This is a genomic window from Micromonospora sp. NPDC005205, from assembly GCF_040608275.1.
Classification (GTDB): domain Bacteria; phylum Actinomycetota; class Actinomycetes; order Mycobacteriales; family Micromonosporaceae; genus Micromonospora.
Genome location: NZ_JBEXHV010000004.1, coordinates 315,275 through 331,608, shown reverse-complemented (window position 1 = coordinate 331,608; position 16,334 = coordinate 315,275). Strand labels below are relative to the sequence as shown.

At 70.1% G+C, this 16,334-nt stretch carries 17 protein-coding genes; 13 read left to right on the top strand and 4 right to left on the bottom strand.

Annotation, left to right across the window (positions count from 1 at the left end):
* Positions 1-21 precede the first annotated feature (21 nt).
* Both ABZU43_RS11285 and ABZU43_RS11280 read right to left on the bottom strand, forming a co-directional pair.
* Positions 22-630: a response regulator transcription factor gene (locus ABZU43_RS11285; RefSeq protein WP_355006384.1), complete on the bottom strand. Its 609-nt coding sequence runs from the start codon at positions 628-630 to the stop codon at positions 22-24.
* 197 nt (positions 631-827) lie between these two features.
* Entirely contained in the window at positions 828-1,862 is a 1,035-nt protein-coding gene (locus ABZU43_RS11280; RefSeq protein ID WP_355006383.1) for a hypothetical protein, read from the bottom strand.
* A gap of 388 nt (positions 1,863-2,250) precedes the next feature.
* On the opposite strand from ABZU43_RS11280, the gene ABZU43_RS11275 reads away from it, so the two are divergent.
* The 6 genes from ABZU43_RS11275 to ABZU43_RS11250 all read left to right on the top strand — a co-directional run bounded on the left by ABZU43_RS11275 (position 2,251) and on the right by ABZU43_RS11250 (position 7,690).
* Positions 2,251-4,446, top strand: a complete 2,196-nt coding sequence (locus ABZU43_RS11275; RefSeq protein ID WP_355006382.1) for an EAL domain-containing protein — start codon at positions 2,251-2,253, stop codon at positions 4,444-4,446.
* Complete coding sequence (locus ABZU43_RS11270) at positions 4,443-4,769, top strand: hypothetical protein (RefSeq protein ID WP_355006381.1); 327 nt, start codon at positions 4,443-4,445, stop codon at positions 4,767-4,769. Before ABZU43_RS11275 ends, ABZU43_RS11270 begins: the two co-directional genes overlap by 4 nt.
* 149 nt (positions 4,770-4,918) lie before the next feature.
* Positions 4,919-5,308, top strand: a complete 390-nt coding sequence (locus ABZU43_RS11265; protein ID WP_355006380.1) for a GntR family transcriptional regulator — start codon at positions 4,919-4,921, stop codon at positions 5,306-5,308.
* Positions 5,305-6,186, top strand: coding sequence for an ABC transporter ATP-binding protein (locus ABZU43_RS11260; protein ID WP_355006379.1), 882 nt, complete (start codon positions 5,305-5,307; stop codon positions 6,184-6,186). The genes ABZU43_RS11265 and ABZU43_RS11260 overlap by 4 nt, the downstream gene beginning before the upstream one ends.
* Complete coding sequence (locus ABZU43_RS11255) at positions 6,183-7,199, top strand: hypothetical protein (RefSeq protein ID WP_355006378.1); 1,017 nt, start codon at positions 6,183-6,185, stop codon at positions 7,197-7,199. Before ABZU43_RS11260 ends, ABZU43_RS11255 begins: the two co-directional genes overlap by 4 nt.
* A gap of 104 nt (positions 7,200-7,303) precedes the next feature.
* The gene (locus tag ABZU43_RS11250; protein WP_355006377.1) at positions 7,304-7,690 is read left to right on the top strand and encodes a hypothetical protein; all 387 of its coding nucleotides are present in this window, start codon (positions 7,304-7,306) and stop codon (positions 7,688-7,690) included.
* A 7-nt stretch (positions 7,691-7,697) separates the two neighbouring features.
* Here the strand turns inward: ABZU43_RS11250 and ABZU43_RS11245 are convergent, their stop codons facing one another.
* Together ABZU43_RS11245 and ABZU43_RS11240 are read right to left on the bottom strand one after the other, a co-directional pair.
* On the bottom strand, positions 7,698-7,868 hold the full coding sequence (locus ABZU43_RS11245) for a hypothetical protein (RefSeq protein ID WP_355006376.1): 171 nt from the start codon (positions 7,866-7,868) through the stop codon (positions 7,698-7,700).
* A 106-nt stretch (positions 7,869-7,974) separates the two neighbouring features.
* Positions 7,975-9,189, bottom strand: a complete 1,215-nt coding sequence (locus ABZU43_RS11240) for a GAF domain-containing SpoIIE family protein phosphatase (RefSeq protein ID WP_355006375.1) — start codon at positions 9,187-9,189, stop codon at positions 7,975-7,977.
* A 180-nt stretch (positions 9,190-9,369) separates the two neighbouring features.
* Between ABZU43_RS11240 and ABZU43_RS11235 the strand changes: the two genes are divergently transcribed.
* The 7 genes from ABZU43_RS11235 to ABZU43_RS11205 all read left to right on the top strand — a co-directional run bounded on the left by ABZU43_RS11235 (position 9,370) and on the right by ABZU43_RS11205 (position 16,326).
* Positions 9,370-10,131: a cyclase family protein gene (locus ABZU43_RS11235; RefSeq protein ID WP_355006374.1), complete on the top strand. Its 762-nt coding sequence runs from the start codon at positions 9,370-9,372 to the stop codon at positions 10,129-10,131.
* Between the two features lie 12 nt (positions 10,132-10,143).
* Positions 10,144-11,802 (top strand): thiamine pyrophosphate-binding protein, encoded by a 1,659-nt coding sequence (locus ABZU43_RS11230; protein ID WP_355006373.1) that lies wholly within the window; start codon positions 10,144-10,146, stop codon positions 11,800-11,802.
* Positions 11,803-11,879: 77 nt separating this feature from the next.
* Positions 11,880-12,263 carry a VOC family protein gene (locus ABZU43_RS11225; protein ID WP_355006372.1) on the top strand — a complete coding sequence of 128 codons (384 nt, stop codon included), beginning with the start codon at positions 11,880-11,882 and terminating at the stop codon, positions 12,261-12,263.
* Positions 12,264-12,327: 64 nt separating this feature from the next.
* Positions 12,328-12,993 (top strand): GntR family transcriptional regulator, encoded by a 666-nt coding sequence (locus ABZU43_RS11220; protein ID WP_124853711.1) that lies wholly within the window; start codon positions 12,328-12,330, stop codon positions 12,991-12,993.
* Positions 12,994-13,094: 101 nt separating this feature from the next.
* A complete protein-coding gene (gene atzF, locus ABZU43_RS11215; RefSeq protein ID WP_355006371.1) occupies positions 13,095-14,897 on the top strand; it encodes an allophanate hydrolase in 1,803 nt (600 codons plus the stop codon).
* Between the two features lie 37 nt (positions 14,898-14,934).
* Positions 14,935-15,624: an isochorismatase family cysteine hydrolase gene (locus ABZU43_RS11210; RefSeq protein ID WP_355006370.1), complete on the top strand. Its 690-nt coding sequence runs from the start codon at positions 14,935-14,937 to the stop codon at positions 15,622-15,624.
* A gap of 9 nt (positions 15,625-15,633) precedes the next feature.
* The gene (locus tag ABZU43_RS11205) at positions 15,634-16,326 is read left to right on the top strand and encodes a cysteine hydrolase (protein ID WP_355006369.1); all 693 of its coding nucleotides are present in this window, start codon (positions 15,634-15,636) and stop codon (positions 16,324-16,326) included.
* The last annotated feature ends 8 nt before the right edge of the window (positions 16,327-16,334 follow it).

The window sequence follows — 16,334 nt, the reverse complement described above, 5'->3', positions numbered from 1 at the left end:
TCCGGACCCACCCCCCGACGGCTACAACCAGCCGTTACGCCGCGCGTGCGACACCGCCTCCAACCGGTTGCGAGCCCCGGTCTTGCGCAGAATCACCGACAGGTGATTGCGCACCGTCCCGTGTGCCAGATAAAGGCGGCCGGCGATCTCCTTCAGCGGCAGGCCCTCGGCCGCCATCCGCAGCACGTCCATCTCCCGAGGCGTCAACGGCATCTCCGAAGGGCTCAGGACCGCGATCGCCGCGGCGGGGTCGATCGCTCGCTCCCCGGCGGCGAGCGCGCGGATCGCGCGCACCAACTCGGCCAGCGAGCTGTCCTTCCCGACCAGGCCGCGCGCGCCGGCTGCCAGCGCCGCCTCCACCAGCGCCGGGCTCCACCGTGGGCTCATCGCCAGCACGGCGGCGTGCGGCGCCTCGACGTCGATGCGGGCGACCGCCTCCACCGGGTCGGGCAGCTCCGGTGTCAGTGCCAGCACCACCACCTGCGGTCGGCACCGCCGGACCACCGTCAACAGTTCGCCGACACCCTCGACGTCGGCGACCACCTCCATGTCCTCCTCACGTGACAGCGCGGCGCAGAGCGCCCCGCGGAGCAAACCCATGTCCTCGGCGACGACAACGTGGATCACCACGTCTTCTCCGATCTCCGGTACGCGTCACGACGGCCACCGATCCCGGAACATCCACGGGTTGATCGGGGCGGTCGTGTGCTACAGACAGATAGGCATCGGCCCGCGGCACCGTCACGGCGGACGGGCGCGGACACGAATCGACCGGCCAGCGGTGAAACAGACTGCGGGCACCATTCACCGGGGTCGGTCGGCAGGCCTCAGCCGGGGCGGGTGATCGGAGAGAGGGTTCGACTCTCGACCAGGAGCGGCACGAGATCGGCGGGCGGCCCGGCATCGACGTGCGACTGCCTCTCGAGCGGCCGGGCCAGCCCCGGGCTGGGGGTCGATCCAGTGTCGACCCCGGCGGCATCCTGGTCGGCGGGCGCTACGGGCTGACCCGACAGCAACCCGCCCGCGTCCACAGGTGATGGGTGCGCGGTGAGGTGCCCCGTCGAGAACGCGGCACCCGCGGGGCCGACGACGGACATCCGCTGCGGCGCGCTGGGTGGTGCCGCGGTGCGTACGGCGGCCGGGGCAGGAACCGCCGGTAGCGCCGCCACCGCCGCTGCGGGAGCCGGGCCTGTCACCGGCGTGAGCGCTGGGGGTGCCGGCAGCGGAGGTGTCGCTGCCGGCACGGTCACCGGGCGTGCGACGGGTGGGGGTACGGCATCGGCGACACAGAGGAGCGCCCTGATGACGGGCCGGATCGGCACCGCGTTGACGATGTCGACGACGGATGGCAGCGGAGCGGCGATCAGGCCCACCACCGGCGAGACGGTCGTCGTGCGCACCACGTGCGGGGCGGGGGTGGCTGGCTGTCGCGGTGCGTCGGCGGCGGGCGGCGCCAGTTCGACATGGCGAACTGGCCGATGAGCCGCTCGGGCCACTGAGGCCGGCCGGAGCCTCTCGCGCTCCGCCGCGCGGACCGGAACGGACGCGGTGACTCTCGGCGCACCCGTTGACCGTCGAAGGTCCGTCGGGGGTGGCTTCTCGCGGGGGGCGACGACGCCACGGATGGGCTCTGCCAGCGGGGCGCGGAGCCCGTCGCGGCGACTGTCGTCGGCACCCGAGGGTCTCTGGCGGACGTCGCGGGGGCGCTCGGTGACCGTGAGCTGCGCGACCGAATCGACCAGACCGCCGACTATGCGATGGGGCTCGTCACCAGAGCCGTCGCGCAGCCCGTCGGCGGCGGCCGGCCCCTGGAACAGGGCGGCCACGACGAAACCGGCCCCGGCGGCAACCGCGATCAGCACCAGCCGTCGGATAAGCCGGTGCAGCCGAGCGGCCACAAGTGGCGCGCATCGGCCTGGCCTGGACGTAGGCGTGGTTCGGATGACGGGACTTCGCACGCGGGTACGGCCCCTTCCCTCTGGATAGCTGACCCATAGTAGCGATGTGCTCACGTAGCCGCATCCGGTGAGGCGTGCGCCCACCATCGCTGTTCGATCAGGTGCTCTGCACAAAGGGCGAGGCAGGGCCGCCGGGTCACTGCTCGGGCGGGTTCGGATCGGTCCAGGCTGATGCCGTGACAACAATCTGACTGATTGATCAGGGCGCCGTCTGTACCGCGATGCCGATAGTGTCACTCGCGGCACCGAACTGAACTCACACTGTCACCGCAGCGAGCGCACTGGGGGGTTGATGGCGTCGAGCAGACGTTGGGCAGTCCTGATCGGGGTCGACCAGTGCGGCCGCGACGTCCAACTGCCACCGCTTCGATACGCCGAAAGTGATGCTCTGGCCCTGCGGGATGTGTTGTTGGACCAAGACATCGGCACCTTCGACGACGGTGCGGTACAGATGTTCGTCGGTCGCGACGCCACTTGGCGCGAGATCAAGCTGTTCCTGCGTGACGTGGCCCTCCGCGCGGCGCCATCGGACGTTCTGTTCGTCTACTTCGCCGGCCATACCCTCGTTCCGCAATGGAGTGATCAGCTCGACGCCTATCTGGTCACGGCCGACCTTGACCCGGAAACGCTTGCCCGCGAACCCGACAACGGGTTACGGATGTCCTTTCTGAAACGGGATATCTTCGATGCCTTCGCCGGTGCCTCGTTCCTGGTGCTCGACTGCTGCCAGGCAGGCGTGTACGCCGATGCCGACCGACGCAACATCAAGGTTCTACAGTCGTACGCGGAGGCGGTGGACCGACCACGGCACAACGCGCTGCTGGCCTGCCCCAGCGGATCGGTGACCCGGGAGAGCGCCGAGCATCGCCACGGGACGCTGACGCACCATGTCCTGCGGGCGCTGCGCGGCGGGGCGGGTGACGAGGCCGGACGGGTGTCGTTCGCGCAGATGGCGACGTTCGTCGCCGAGCAGGGCATGGATCCGCCGCCGGTGCACTCGGCGCACGTCTACGGGGCGACCACGGTGCTGACCCAACCGCCGATGTCCCGCCACGACCGCCAAGCGCTCAACAGCCCGGCGAACCCGGGCGTCTCGCGCCCGTGCCTCAACCCGCTCGAAGACCAGACGAGCTCGATCCGGCAGCTGCTGGACCGGATCTTCCGTGCGGACGTCCGTTCCCCGCACCAGTCTCAGCAGAGCGAACGCGATGGACGTGTCGAACTCATCCGGCAGGCACTCGACGCGGAATCGGTCGCGGTCGTCGAGTTCACGGGCAACAGCTTCGGCGTGGTGGACCGAACGGCGCGGTTCGACAAGGACAGCCTGTCGCCGATGCTGGAGACCGCTGCCGTCGACAGGGTGAAGCATCCGAGGGCGACGCCAGGGTTTGTCGTCTCGCACGGGGTCGGTCGCCGGATGCTCTGCGTGCCTCTCTCGTTCGCCAGCGACCGCACCCTCAACCTCGCCGTGGTCGATCCGGCACTTACCCAGCTGGACATGGGCGAACCACTGGCCGTCATGCTCCGTGCGGTCTGGGAGTCCGATCCGGTGGCCGATCCGTTGCAGTCGGAGATGACCGTCCTGACCGCCCTGCGTACCTCCTTCGGTCGACTTCCGCTCAAGCTGTATGAGGATGCCTTCGGCCTCTACCAACAGCTGATCGGTTCGATGATCATGGTGTTTCAGCCGGTCGTCGAGCTGGACCAGCGCGCCACCGGGGTCAGCGTGCAGAGTTTCGAGGCCCTGGCCCGCCGCAACGACCGGGAGCGGCGTGCTCCTTTGGCCGCATTGCGCATGGCCCACGACTGGGGTGACCGTTTCGTCGTCGAGCGTGACGCGATCCTCGCGGCCAAGGCGATCCACTCCTACGCCGAGGCCGACGCGGCGTCAGGATGGCAGGGCACCAAGCCGTTGTCGGTCAACGTGGCGGTCCGCTCGCTGCTCAGCGACGCGTACCTCAATCAGGTGAGCAAGGCGCTCGCCGAGGCAGGGCTGCATCCGCGAACCTTGACGTTGGAGATCTCCGAGCAGGATCCGATCACACCGGAGCCGGGCGAGCGATGGCCGCAGGAGCCCCTGGTCTACTTCCACAACCGGCTGACGACACTCGCGCGGGAACTCCGAATCAGTTTCGCAGTCGACGACTTCGGGGTGGGTTACGCATCGCTGGCGCGTATGGCCGAGCTTCCGCTCACCCAGATCAAGGTCGACCGGGCGATCCTGCACCACCCTATGGCGTTGGAGGAACTCGCACTCGTGGCGCGCGTCGCTCGCTACGCCAGCGACCAGGGGCAGACCGGGCAGCCGAGGACCGTCATCGTCGAGGGCTTCGACGATGACGCCCCGGTCAGTCTCTACGAGATCTTCCGGCTGGGGATCCATCACGTGCAGGGCTACTTCAGCGGCGGGGTTGCCTCGGCCACGCTCCGCGAGTTGGACCCAGCCGTGCAGGAGCGAATCGCCTCACTCGTGAGAGGGAACAAGTGACAAGCGTCAAGCTACTGCTACCTGCTGAAGTGATCGAGGAACTCGATCTGCCCTACGAGGGGGTTCGCGACAGCGGTGCGATCACCGTGGCGATCGAGGGAATCGCGGTGTTGGCGAATCTCGCCACCCTGGCCACGCTGCAGCCACAGGCGGAGTCTTTGGTCGCCGCGATACGCAACTGGCGCCTGCGCAACCATCAGAAGCCGGCGGTGTTGACGGTCGAGGGGGCGAACATCAGCCTGCGGATCGAGCTGCCCCCCAACGTCAACCGGGCGACCCTGCTTCGCCAACTTGAACCACTGCTCGACGAGGAGAGCCGCTAGGGCGGCCTCCAGAACTGACCGGCCCACGCCGCGCCCGTGACTGGACGGGTGGTCGCCTCGGGATCCGTGGTGCGAGAAGCGTCGTCTACTGGCGGACAGGCCCGTCATGGCCCTATTGTGCTAGGCAACTAGTGAAATGGGGTGGTGAGGTGATCGAGTTTCACCTGGACGCGCGGTCCGGGGTCGCGCCGTACATGCAGCTCATCCAACAGGTACGACACGCGCTCCGGCTCGGAGTCCTGAACGAAGGCGACAAGCTGCCCACCGTGAAGGAGGTGGTGGCCCGGGTCGCCATCAACCCGAACACGGTGTCCAAGGCGTACCGCGAGTTGGAGTACGAGGGCCTGGTCACCGCTCGGCCCGGGCTGGGCACGTTCGTCACCCGCTCGCTGGTCGGCGATTCGCTGAGCAAGCATGAGCCGCTGCGGCAGGGCCTGGCCCGCTGGCTGACCGAGGCACGGGAGGCGGGCCTGGACGACGAGAGCATCGAGGCGCTCTTCCTCAGCAGCTTTCGGGCATTTTCGGAGGTCCGAGGATGACTAGCGCCCTGATGGCCGACGGTCTGACCAAGCGGTACGGGCGGCGCTCCGCACTGAAGAACTGCACTCTGGACATTCCAGCCGGCCACGTCGTGGGCCTGGTCGGGCCGAACGGCGCCGGTAAGTCCACGTTGCTGCAACTGGCCTGTGGGCTGCTCGATCCGACCGCGGGGCGGATCGAGGTGCTCGGCACCCGGCCGGTCAGCGGGTCGCCGCGGGTCGGGTTCGTCGCGCAGGACACCCCGGTCTATGCCGGCCTCACCGTCGCCGACCACCTGCGGATGGGAGCGCACCTCAACCCGTCCTGGGACGCTGCGCTCGCCGATCGGCGCATCGCCCAGGTCGGCCTGGACCCGGCACAGAAGGCGGGCAAGCTCTCCGGTGGCCAGCGCGCCCAGCTGGCCCTGACCATCGCCGCGGCGAAGCGTCCCAGCCTGCTGCTGCTCGACGAGCCGGTGGCGGCACTCGACCCGCTCGCCCGGCGCGGTTTCCTGCAGGGGCTGATGGAGCTGACCGCCGAGCAGGGCATGAGCATTGTGATGTCCTCGCATCTGGTCGCCGACCTGGAACGGGTCTGCGACCACCTGATCGTGCTGGTCGCCTCCCGGGTGCGGGTGGCCGGCGACGTGGACGACCTGCTCGCCACCCACCACCGTCTGGTCGGGCGGCGGCGCGAGACCGCCGACCTGGGCGCCGGGCGAGCTGTGGTCGAGCAGAGTCACACCGAGGTGCAGTCGACCCTGGTGGTGCGCAGCACCGCGCCGATCGTCGACCCGTCCTGGCAGGTCGACCGGCTGGACCTGGAGGACATCGTGCTGGCGTACATGAGCGGTGCCACCGGCGACGGCACGGGTCGGATTCTGGAGGGACAGCGATGATCTGGATGACCTGGCGGCAGTTCCGCACCCCGGCCCTGGCCACCGGCACCCTGTTGCTGGTGCTGCTGGGCGGTCTGGCCTTGACCTGGTCCGAGGTCACGGAGTTGGCCACGCAGACCGGGTACACCGGCTGCCAGGGCGATGCCTGCCCTGCCGCCGCCGAGGCGTTCCTCCAAGCGCTGCAAGCGGGGTGGGCCAGTGAGTTCCACATCGCCGCCATCGGGGCCCTGTACCTGCTGCCCGCCCTGGTGGGCATCTTCTGGGGCGCACCGCTGGTGGCCCGGGAGTTGGAGTCCGGCACGTACCGCATGGTCTTCAGCCAGTCCGTCAGCCGCGGCCGCTGGCTGCTGGTCAAACTCGCGGTCGGAGGCGGCGCCGCCGCGCTCGGTGCCGGCCTGCTCAGCCTGGTGCTGACCGAGTGGGCGCAGCCGATCGACGGGGCCTCGGCGGACCGGATGAACCCGCTGGTGTTCGCGGCCCGAGGAATCGTCCCGGTTGGCTACGCGACGCTGGCCTTCGTGGTGGGCGTCGCCACCGGGCTGCTGCTGCGGCGGACCCTGGGCGCGATGGCGGTGACCCTGCTGGTGGTGGTCAGCCTCCAAATCGCCGCGCCGTTCGCGGTGCGCCCCTGGCTGGCCCAGCCGGTCACCACGGTGAGTCCCCTGCGGTTCGACGGCGATTACGGGATCTCGATGAGCCCCGACACCGGGCGGATGACGATCCACGTCGAGCCCGATCGCAGGGGTGACTGGGTCGTGTCGAGCACCACGATCACCTCGACCGGAGCGGAGTTCACTGGTCCGGCCGACATGACCCAGTGCGGACCTAACTCGTCCGGTGGGCGCGAGGCGTGCCAGAGATGGCTGGGGCAGCAGAACCTCAGCCTGAAGGTGAGCTACGTGCCAGGTTCGAAGTTCTGGAGCCTGCAATGGCGGGAGTTCGGCGTGCTGATCGCGCTGACCGTCGTGCTGTCCCTGCTCTCCCTCTGGTGGGTCCGCCGCCGACTGGTCTGACGGCACAGCCAGCGCTCCTACGTTGTTTCAGGTGCTTGACCTGTCAATTTTCCGCGGGTAGTTTAAATTTTGCATCCACCAGCATCTATGAAAGCAGGTGAACCGTGCTGTTGAAATCCATCGCCATCGCCGCGTCCGTCGCAGGCGTGCTGGCTACCGCCCCCGCCGCCTCGGCGGCAGCACCCGGAGTGTCGATACAAGGCTGGGGGTCCGGGAACTGCCCGCAGGGCATGCTCTGCATCTGGCCCAACTGGAATCAACCGCCGCAGGGTCCCGTGGAGGCGCCGTCTCTGACGACCAACAGCGAGTGGACCGGCAGCATCCAGGGGTTCAACTTCTACAACGGCACAGGCCGCGACGCCGTGATATCCGGGTTCACTTTCGGCTCGTCGATTCCCTTCAAGAACTGCGCTCCCGCCGGCGGGACCGGGGGAGACCTGTATATACCGGTCAACGTGACGAAGGTGACTTGGCAGCTGACTCCCTGCTGATCCTCCACTAGTGGCGCGCAGGTGTGTTGAAGCGATGGTGGACGCGGTCGACCCGCTTGCCGCTCAGCCGGGACGACAGCCCGTGGTGGGTGAACTCGCTCAGGACACCGGTCTCGGTGACCGGATTGTCAGGATGGCGGGTCAGGAACGAAGCGAAGGTGCCCTCGACCGCGTCCACCCGGTTTGAGTGGCGCCTGGCCGACCTGGCGCAACGACGCGGTGACGCCGTGCCCGGCGGTGAACAGGTCGGCGCCGACGAACTGGTGGGGCGAGGACGATGACGTTCAGTGGCTCAGACGGCGGATGACCAGCACAGCGATGTCGTCGTTGGGACGCTCCTCCGCCGTGGTGACCATGATGTGGTCGCACAACGCCTCGGCTGGCCCCGACCGCACCGCGTCGGCGAGACGCTCGATGCCGGTGTCGATCACTTCGCTGCGGCGTTCGACCAGTCCGTCGGTGTAGAGGACGAGCGCCGCACCCGGCGGTAGGTCCAGAACGGTGGTGCGGCGATCGACTGTTGGTCGACCCACACCGAGTGGGCGGTCCACCGTCAGGTTGACAGGCCGGGTGGGGTGGCCGGGGACGGCCAGCAGTGGTGGCAGGTGGCCTGCGGAGGAGAGGTGCACAGTCGTGCGGTCGGGTGCGATCAGGGCGTAGACGGCGGTGGTGAGGCTGCCCGCCTCGAAGTGGTGGATCTTGCGGTCGAGGGAGGTCAGCGCCGTGGCGGGATCGTCGGTATCGAGAGCGTAGGCGCGTAGCGCGCTGCGGATGCGTCCCATGACGACGGCGGACGGCAGCCCGTGGCCGGAGACATCACCGATGACGGCACCCAGCCAGCCCGACGGCAACGTGAACACGTCGTACCAGTCGCCACCGATGCCGAGGTCGTGGCCGGGCACGTACCGGGCGGCCAGGTCCAGGCCGGGGATGTCGGGCAGCCGGCCGGGTAGCAGGCTGCGTTGCAGGGCCAGCGCCGCCTGCCGGTCGAGAACCTGTGCTCGGGCCTGCCCTGCCAGGCCGGCGCGATCGGCAACGAGCTGCAACAGCCGCACGTCGTCGGGACCGAACCGCCGCAGGGCCAGAGAGCCGACGTGCAGTACGCCGACAAGGTTGCCGTTGACGAGCATGGGCACGCCCAGCAGGGCACGTATGCCCGTGGCGAGCAGGATCGGATTCACCACGTCGTCGGGTGTCACGTTGTCGATCGTGACCGGGGTCCGTGTCGCTGCCACTCGGCCGGCGAAGCCGCGCCCGACCCGGATGCGGAAACCGCGGCGCACCTCCTCCTCCAGGCCCTTGGCCGCGGTCGCGACGAGCTCGCCGGTGTGGTCGTCGAGCAGCAGAATGGTGGCGGTGTCGACCTTGAGCAGGTCCCGGACCCGCTCAAGGAGCTCGTCGAGCAACTCGGCGATGTTGAGCCCCGACAGGGCGGCGTCGGTGATCGCCTCGATACGTCTCAGTCGCTCCTCGTTGGTCACCAGGTCGGCGTCGGCCACCCAAGCAGCCTAGACGCTGACGCGACGGCGAACGCAAGGTCCGGAGCGAGATCAACAGTGTCGTGGCTCCGACGTGGGGTACCTGCCCATCCGCCTAGTGACCGCCCCGGTCCGACACGGGAGGAAAGGGCTTGTGAACGTTGGTCCTATCTGGAGTGTGCGCGGGTGTACCGTCGCCGCATGACGGTGCTGCAGGAGTTTGTCGCCGCCCTCTCCAGCGGCCGGATCCAGGTTGTCGACCTCACCGCTCCGCTCTCGGACCAGACCCCGATCCTGGGTCTGCCCGAGCAGTTCGGCCAGACCTGGCCGTTTCAGCTCAGCGAGATCAGCCGGTACGACGACAGGGGTCCGGCCTGGTACTGGAACAACTTCTCCACCGGTGAGCACACCGGCACCCACTTCGACGCCCCGGTGCACTGGGTCACCGGTCAACAGGGCGCGGACGTGTCGCAGGTTCCGGTGAGCCAGTTGATCGCCCCGGCGGTGGTGATCGACCACGCCGCCGACGCCGCCGAGAATCCCGACTTCCTGCTCGAGGTCGAGCACGTCAAGGCATGGGAGGCGGAACATGGCGCCCTGCCCAGTGGTGGCTGGCTGCTCTACCGCACCGGCTGGGACGCGTACGGCGACGACCCGGAGCGGTACGCCAACGCCGGGCGTACCCCGGGCATCTCCGTGGAGTGCGCCCGCTGGCTGGCCGAGGAGTCGCCGATCCAGGGCGTCGGGGTGGAGACGGTCGGGACCGACGCGGGCGCCGCGCACTCGTTCGACCCGCCGTTCCCGTGCCACTCGTTCCTGCTGGGCCAGGACAAGTACGGCCTGACCCAGCTTCGTAACCTGGCGCAGTTGCCGGCGACCGGCGCGGTGGTGATCGCCGGGCCGCTGCCCATCGTCTCCGGGTCGGGCAGCCCGTGCCGGGTCCTCGCGCTGGTCGAACGGTAGGCCGGACCACCGATGCGGGTAGCCGAGGTGGTCGGGCGGGTCCTGCACGGACACGGCGCACGGCACGTCTTCGGGGTGGTCGGCAGTGGCAACTTCCATGTCACGAACGCGCTCGTCGCGGCCGGCGCCCGGTTCGTGGCGGCGGCCCACGAGGGCGGCGCGGCGAGCATGGCAGACGGGTACGCCCGCACCGCCGGGACGGTGGGGCTGCTCTCGGTGCACCAGGGCCCCGGCGTCACCAACGCGCTGACCGGCCTCACCGAGGCGGCGAAGAGCCGTACCCCGATGGTGGTCCTGGCCCCGGAGGCGACCGCGCCGCGCTCGAACTTCTTCATCGACCTGCCGGCACTCGCCGCCGCGGTCGGGGCCGACTTCCACAGGGTACGCGCGACGCACGCGGCCGAGGACGCGGGCGCGGCCTACCGGGCCGCCGCCCGGGGCGCGACAGTGGTGCTGGGCCTCCCGTTGGAGGTGCAGCAAGCAGTGACCGAACCATGGTCCGGCCCGGTCCCCGCGGCCGCGCCGACCCCGGTCACCGCCCCGCACGTCGAGCCGTTGCTGGCCGCGCTCCAGGCCGCCCGCCGACCGGTCTTCATCGCCGGTCGGGGCGCCCGCTCGGCCCGGGAGCCGCTGATCCGGCTCGCCGACGCGTGCGGCGCGTTGCTCGCGGTCTCGGCTGCGGCGAAGGGGCTGTTCGCCGGGAACCCGTGGAACCTCGACGTGGCCGGCGGCTTCGCCACCCCGCTCACCGCCGAGCTGATCGGCGGGGCGGATCTGGTCGTCGCCTGGGGCAGCACGCTGAACATGTGGACCACCCGGCACGGCGAGCTGATCCCGCCCGCCGCGGTCGTCGTCCAGGTCGACCGTGACCCGACCGCGTTCGGAGTGAACCGTCCGGTCGACCTGACGGTGGCCGGCGGAGTGGCGACTGTCGCCGAGGCGCTGCTCGCTCGCCTGAGCGTCGACCCCACCGGGCCCGCGGGCGCGTCCACCGGCGGGTGGCGTACGCCGGAGCTGGCACAGCGGATCCGCGACCACGGCCGGTGGCGGACCGTCCCGTACCGGGACGAGAGTGCGTCGGCGCGGGCCGGCGCCCCGGCGACGATCGACCCGAGGACGCTCTCGACCGCTCTGGACGACCTGCTGCCGGCCGACCGGACGGTGGTGGTCGACTCCGGCAACTTCATGGGCTACCCGTCGATGTGGCTCGACGTGCCGGACGTGGCCGGATTCTGTTTCACCCAGGCGTTCCAGTCGGTCGGGCTCGGGCTGGCCAGTGCGCTCGGCGCGGCGGTCGCCCGCCCGGACCGGCTCACCGTCGCCGCGGTCGGCGACGGTGGCTTCGTCATGTCCGCCACCGAACTGGTCACCGCCGTCCGGCTGGCGCTACCCCTGCTCGTGGTGATCTACAACGACGCGGCGTACGGGGCGGAGGTGCACCACTTCGGCCCGGACGGGCACCCGTTGGAGACGGTCACCTTCCCCGAGACCGACCTGGCCGCGATCGCCGGTGGCTACGGCTGCGACGGGTTGACCGTCCGGTCCGTCGACGACCTGGAACCGGTACGCCACTGGCTCGCTGGTCCCCGTACCCGACCGCTGGTGATCGACGCCAAGGTCAGCGCCGCGCGCGGCTCGTGGTGGTTGGAGGAGGCGTTCCGTGGCCACTGAGCCACCGTCGTACCCACGCCGACGCTGCCGCCCGGCCTGCTGGTGACACGGTGTCACAACTCGCGTACGTTGGCTCGATGGCCACTCTCTGGACCCTGGGCTGCGACGCCGATGATCCCCAGCGGATCGCTGCCTTCTGGGCGTTGGCCCTCGGCTATGTCAAGGAACCCGGTTTCGACGAGCCCGACAACGCGTCCATCGTCGACCCGGACGGTCGGGGCCCGGCCATCGGCTTCCTCAAGGTCCCCGAAGGCAAGTCCGCCAAGAATCGCATGCACATCGACATCCGGGTGGCCGGGCCTGACTCCGGCGACATGGTCGAGCGCGCCCGGCTGATCCGGCAGAGGGTGCCCGAACTGGTTGCCGCCGGCGCGACAGTGGTCCGCGAGGAGTGCTACGGCGATGTCCTCGGGCACGTCGTCATGCTCGACCCTGAGGGCAACGAGTTCTGCGTCGCCTGACGGTGTGGTCAGGCGTTTACGGGTGGGGCCGGAGGGTCCGGCGGCAGGTGGCAGACTCATCGGCGTGGACGACGTGGCCGCATCGACGGTGGATGGTGAGCTGGAGAGCGTCAGCCTGGTGGACCTCGCCGTCTCTCGGCTGACCCGGGAAATCCTCAGCGGCAAGAGTGACCCGGGCGAGCGCCTGGTGGAGGAGCAGCTGACCCGGCGGCTGGGGATCAGCCGGGCTCCGTTGCGGGAGGCGCTGCGGCTGCTGGCCCAGCAGGGGCTGGTCGAGCACGTGCCCCGGCGCGGTGTTCGGGTCGCCACCCTGTCGGACCGCGACGTGCGGGAGCTGTACGAGCTGCGTGACGTGCTGGAACGCTTCTCGGTACGGGCGGGGATCCCGGTCGCCAGGGAGAGTGACCTCGCCGGACTGCGGGCGACGCTGGACCAGTTGAGGGAGGCGACCCGGGCCGGCGACCGGATGGCGGTCGCCGAGTCGCACCGGGAGTTCCACGTCGCGCTTGTGGCGCTCGCCGGTAACCGTCAGCTTTCCGCTGTGTACGGCTCGATCCTGGTGAAGCTTCAGCTCTACATGGCGATCAACCTGCGCCGGGAGGCGGAGCTGGCGCAGCCGCTGGACGGTGTCCACCGGCATGAGCGGTTGTTCGAGGCGGTCGCCGGAGGAGACCCGGAAGAGGTGCTCACCGTGCTCTCCGGGCACGGCGCTCGCTCGTATCTGGGCTAGCCGAGGTCGGCCGTGGCCCGGCGGAGTCAGGGCCACGCGCCGTCATGTTGTCGTTACGTGACGCGCGGGTTCCCGTAACAGAACAGTCGACAATCGACAGTATGCCAGAGCGAGTGGGGTCCATATCGGAGCTTCGGTCGGCGTACCGTGAGGGCAGCCTGACCCCGGCGGACCAGGCCGAGCGAGTCCTGGACGGGCTCGCCGGGCACGACGACGGACCGGTCTGGATCAGCACCGTCCCGGCCGATCGTCTGCGTGAGCGCGCCGAGTCGCTGAGCCGCTACGGCGATCCCGCGCTGCCGCTGTACGGGATCCCGTTCGCGGTGAAGGACAACATCGACGTGGCCGGCATGGTCACCACGGCGGGCTGCCCCGACTTCGGGTACGAGGCCGTCGAGGACGCGCCAGTGGTGCGGCGACTCCTCGACGCCGGCGCGCTGCTTGTCGGCAAGACCAACCTCGACCAGTTCGCCACCGGTCTGACCGGCGCCCGCTCGCCGTACGGCAGTTGCCAGAGCGTGTTCGGCGGCGGCCTCATCTCCGGGGGTTCCAGCTCCGGCTCAGCGGTCGCCGTAGCTGCGGGCCAGGTCAGCTTCGCCCTGGGTACGGACACCGCCGGCTCCGGTCGGGTGCCGGCGGCGCTCAACGGGATTGTCGGCCTCAAGCCCACCCGGGGTCTGCTCAGTACGGCCGGCGTGGTGCCCGCCTGCCGCTCACTGGACTGCGTGTCGGTCTTCACCCCCGACGTGGCTGGCGCCCTCGACGTGCTGCACGCCGCCCGGGCGGTCACTTCGGCCGACCCCTGGGGGCGTCCATTCCCGGCCGAGCGGGTGGTTCCCCGCCTGCCGGGGACGCTCCGCCTCGGGGTGCCCCGGGCGGAGGACCTGGAGTTCTTCGGCGACAGCGGGCAGCAGGCCCGGTTCGCGGCGGGGGTGGAACGACTGCACACCTACGTCGGGTCCCGTCGGTCGGTGCCGCTCGGTGCCTTCTTCGAGGCGGGCGACCTGCTCTACCGGGGGCCCTGGGTGGCCGAGCGGCTCGTCGCCCTGGACGGCTTCCTGCGGTCGCACCCCGAGTCGGTCCTCGAGGTGACCCGTGCCGTACTGGAGACCGGGCGTCGCTACGACGCCATCGACGCCTTCCGCGGTCAGCACCGCCTGCGCGAACTGCGAGCCCAGGTCGACCAGCTCTGGCAGGACGTCGACGTGCTGGTGGTGCCCACCGTCGGCACCACCTTCACGCTCGACGAGATCGCCGAGGATCCGATCGGGCGCAACGCGATGCTCGGCCGCTACACCCAGTTCGCGAATCTGCTCGACCTGGCCGCGGTGACCGTACCCAACGGGTTCACCAGCTCCGGCCGCCCGGCGAGCCTGACCCTGGTCGGCCCGGCGTTCAGCGACACCACCCTGGCCAGGCTGGCCGCCGCGGTCACCGAGGGCGGGCCGTCGACCCAGATGGTCGAGGCGAGTCCGCCGCCGCCCCAGCGCTCGGCTGAACTGCTTGTCGCAGTGGTCGGCCGGCACCTGACCGGCGAATCCCGCAACGGCGAGCTGCTCGGGCGCGGCGCGGTCCTCGCCGGTACCGCCCGCACCGCGCCGCTCTACCGGCTGTACCGGATGGACACGCCCGATGGCGAAGGGCTGCCAGGCCTGGTCCGGATCGGACCGGACGGGGCGAACGGTCACCCGATCGAGGTCGAGCTGTGGCGGCTGCCCAGCGCGGCTCTCGGTGGGTTGCTGGCCGGAGTGCCAGCACCCCTCTCGCTCGGCTGGGTTCAGCTGCACGACGGACGTGACGTGCTCGGTTTCCTCTGCGAAGCGTACGCGGCGGGCCCGCCGGCCGAGGACATCAGCGCCAGCGGCGGGTGGCGGGCCTACCGGCGATCCGCCGCCCGGCGCTGACGCGCCAGCATCAGCGATCACGACAGGAGGCGAGAGGATGGGCAGCATCGGGCCGGTAACGGCCAACCCCTACCCGTGGCCCTACGACGGCGTGGCGGACACCGCGCGTACCGCACTGCTCTGCATCGACTGGCAGATCGACTTTTGTGGACCCGGCGGCTACGTCGACGCGATGGGTTACGACATCAGCCTCACCCGGGCCGGCCTGCCGGCCACCGCCCGGCTGCTGGAGCATGCCCGATCACTCGGGATGCTGGTCGTGCACACCCGGGAGGGACACGACCCCGAGCTGTCCGACCTGCCGGCGAACAAGCGCTGGCGGTCGGCGCGGATCGGCGCCGAGATCGGTGCCGCAGGCCCGAGCGGCCGAATCCTCATCAGGGGTGAGCCGGGCTGGCAGATCGTGCCCGAGGTCGCCCCGGTGGCCGGCGAGGTGATCATCGACAAGCCGGGCAAGGGAGCCTTCTATGCCACCAACCTCGACCTGATTCTTCGCACCCGAGGCATCACCCACCTGATCCTCACCGGCATCACCACCGACGTCTGCGTGCACACCACGATGCGCGAGGCGAACGACCGGGGGTACGAGTGCCTCATCCTCTCCGACTGCACCGGCGCCACCGACAAGGCCAACCACGACGCGGCACTGCACATGGTGACCATGCAGGGCGGCGTCTTCGGCTGCGTCACCACATCCCACGACGTCATCGCCGCCACGGCGAAGTGAGGTGCGCCCATGGTGACCATCGCGGCGGCGCGGCCCGGCCCGTACGCCTTCGACATCTCGACCACGGCGCTGCTCGTCATCGACATGCAGCGCGACTTTCTGGAGCCCGGCGGGTTCGGTGAGAGCCTGGGCAACGACGTCGGCCAGTTGCGCCGCACCATCGCACCGCTCGCGGCGCTGCTGGCCGCCGTCCGTGCCGTCGGCCTGAGTGTCGTGCACACCCGCGAGGGGCACCTGCCCGACCTGTCCGACTGTCCGCCGGCCAAGCTCAGCCGCGGTGCGCCCAGCAGGCGGATCGGTGATCCCGGACCCAAGGGTCGCATCCTCGTCCGCGGCGAGTACGGCCACGACATCATCGACGAGCTGAGGCCGCTGCCCGACGAGCCGGTCATCGACAAGCCCGGCAAGGGTGCCTTCCACGCCACCAACCTGGACGTCCTGCTCGCCGATCGGGGTATCCGTAGCCTCCTGGTCACCGGGGTCACCACCGAGGTCTGCGTGCACACCACCGTCCGGGAAGCCAACGACCGCGGGTACGAGTGCCTCGTGCTCGCCGACTGCGTCGGGTCCTACTTCCCGGAATTCCACCGGGTCGGGCTCGACATGATCGCCGCCCAGGGCGCCATCTTCGGCTGGGTCGCCGACTCGGCGCAGGTACGCGCCGCGCTACCCGCCACCCCCGTGTTGCAGCCCTCCTCCTGACCGGGAGC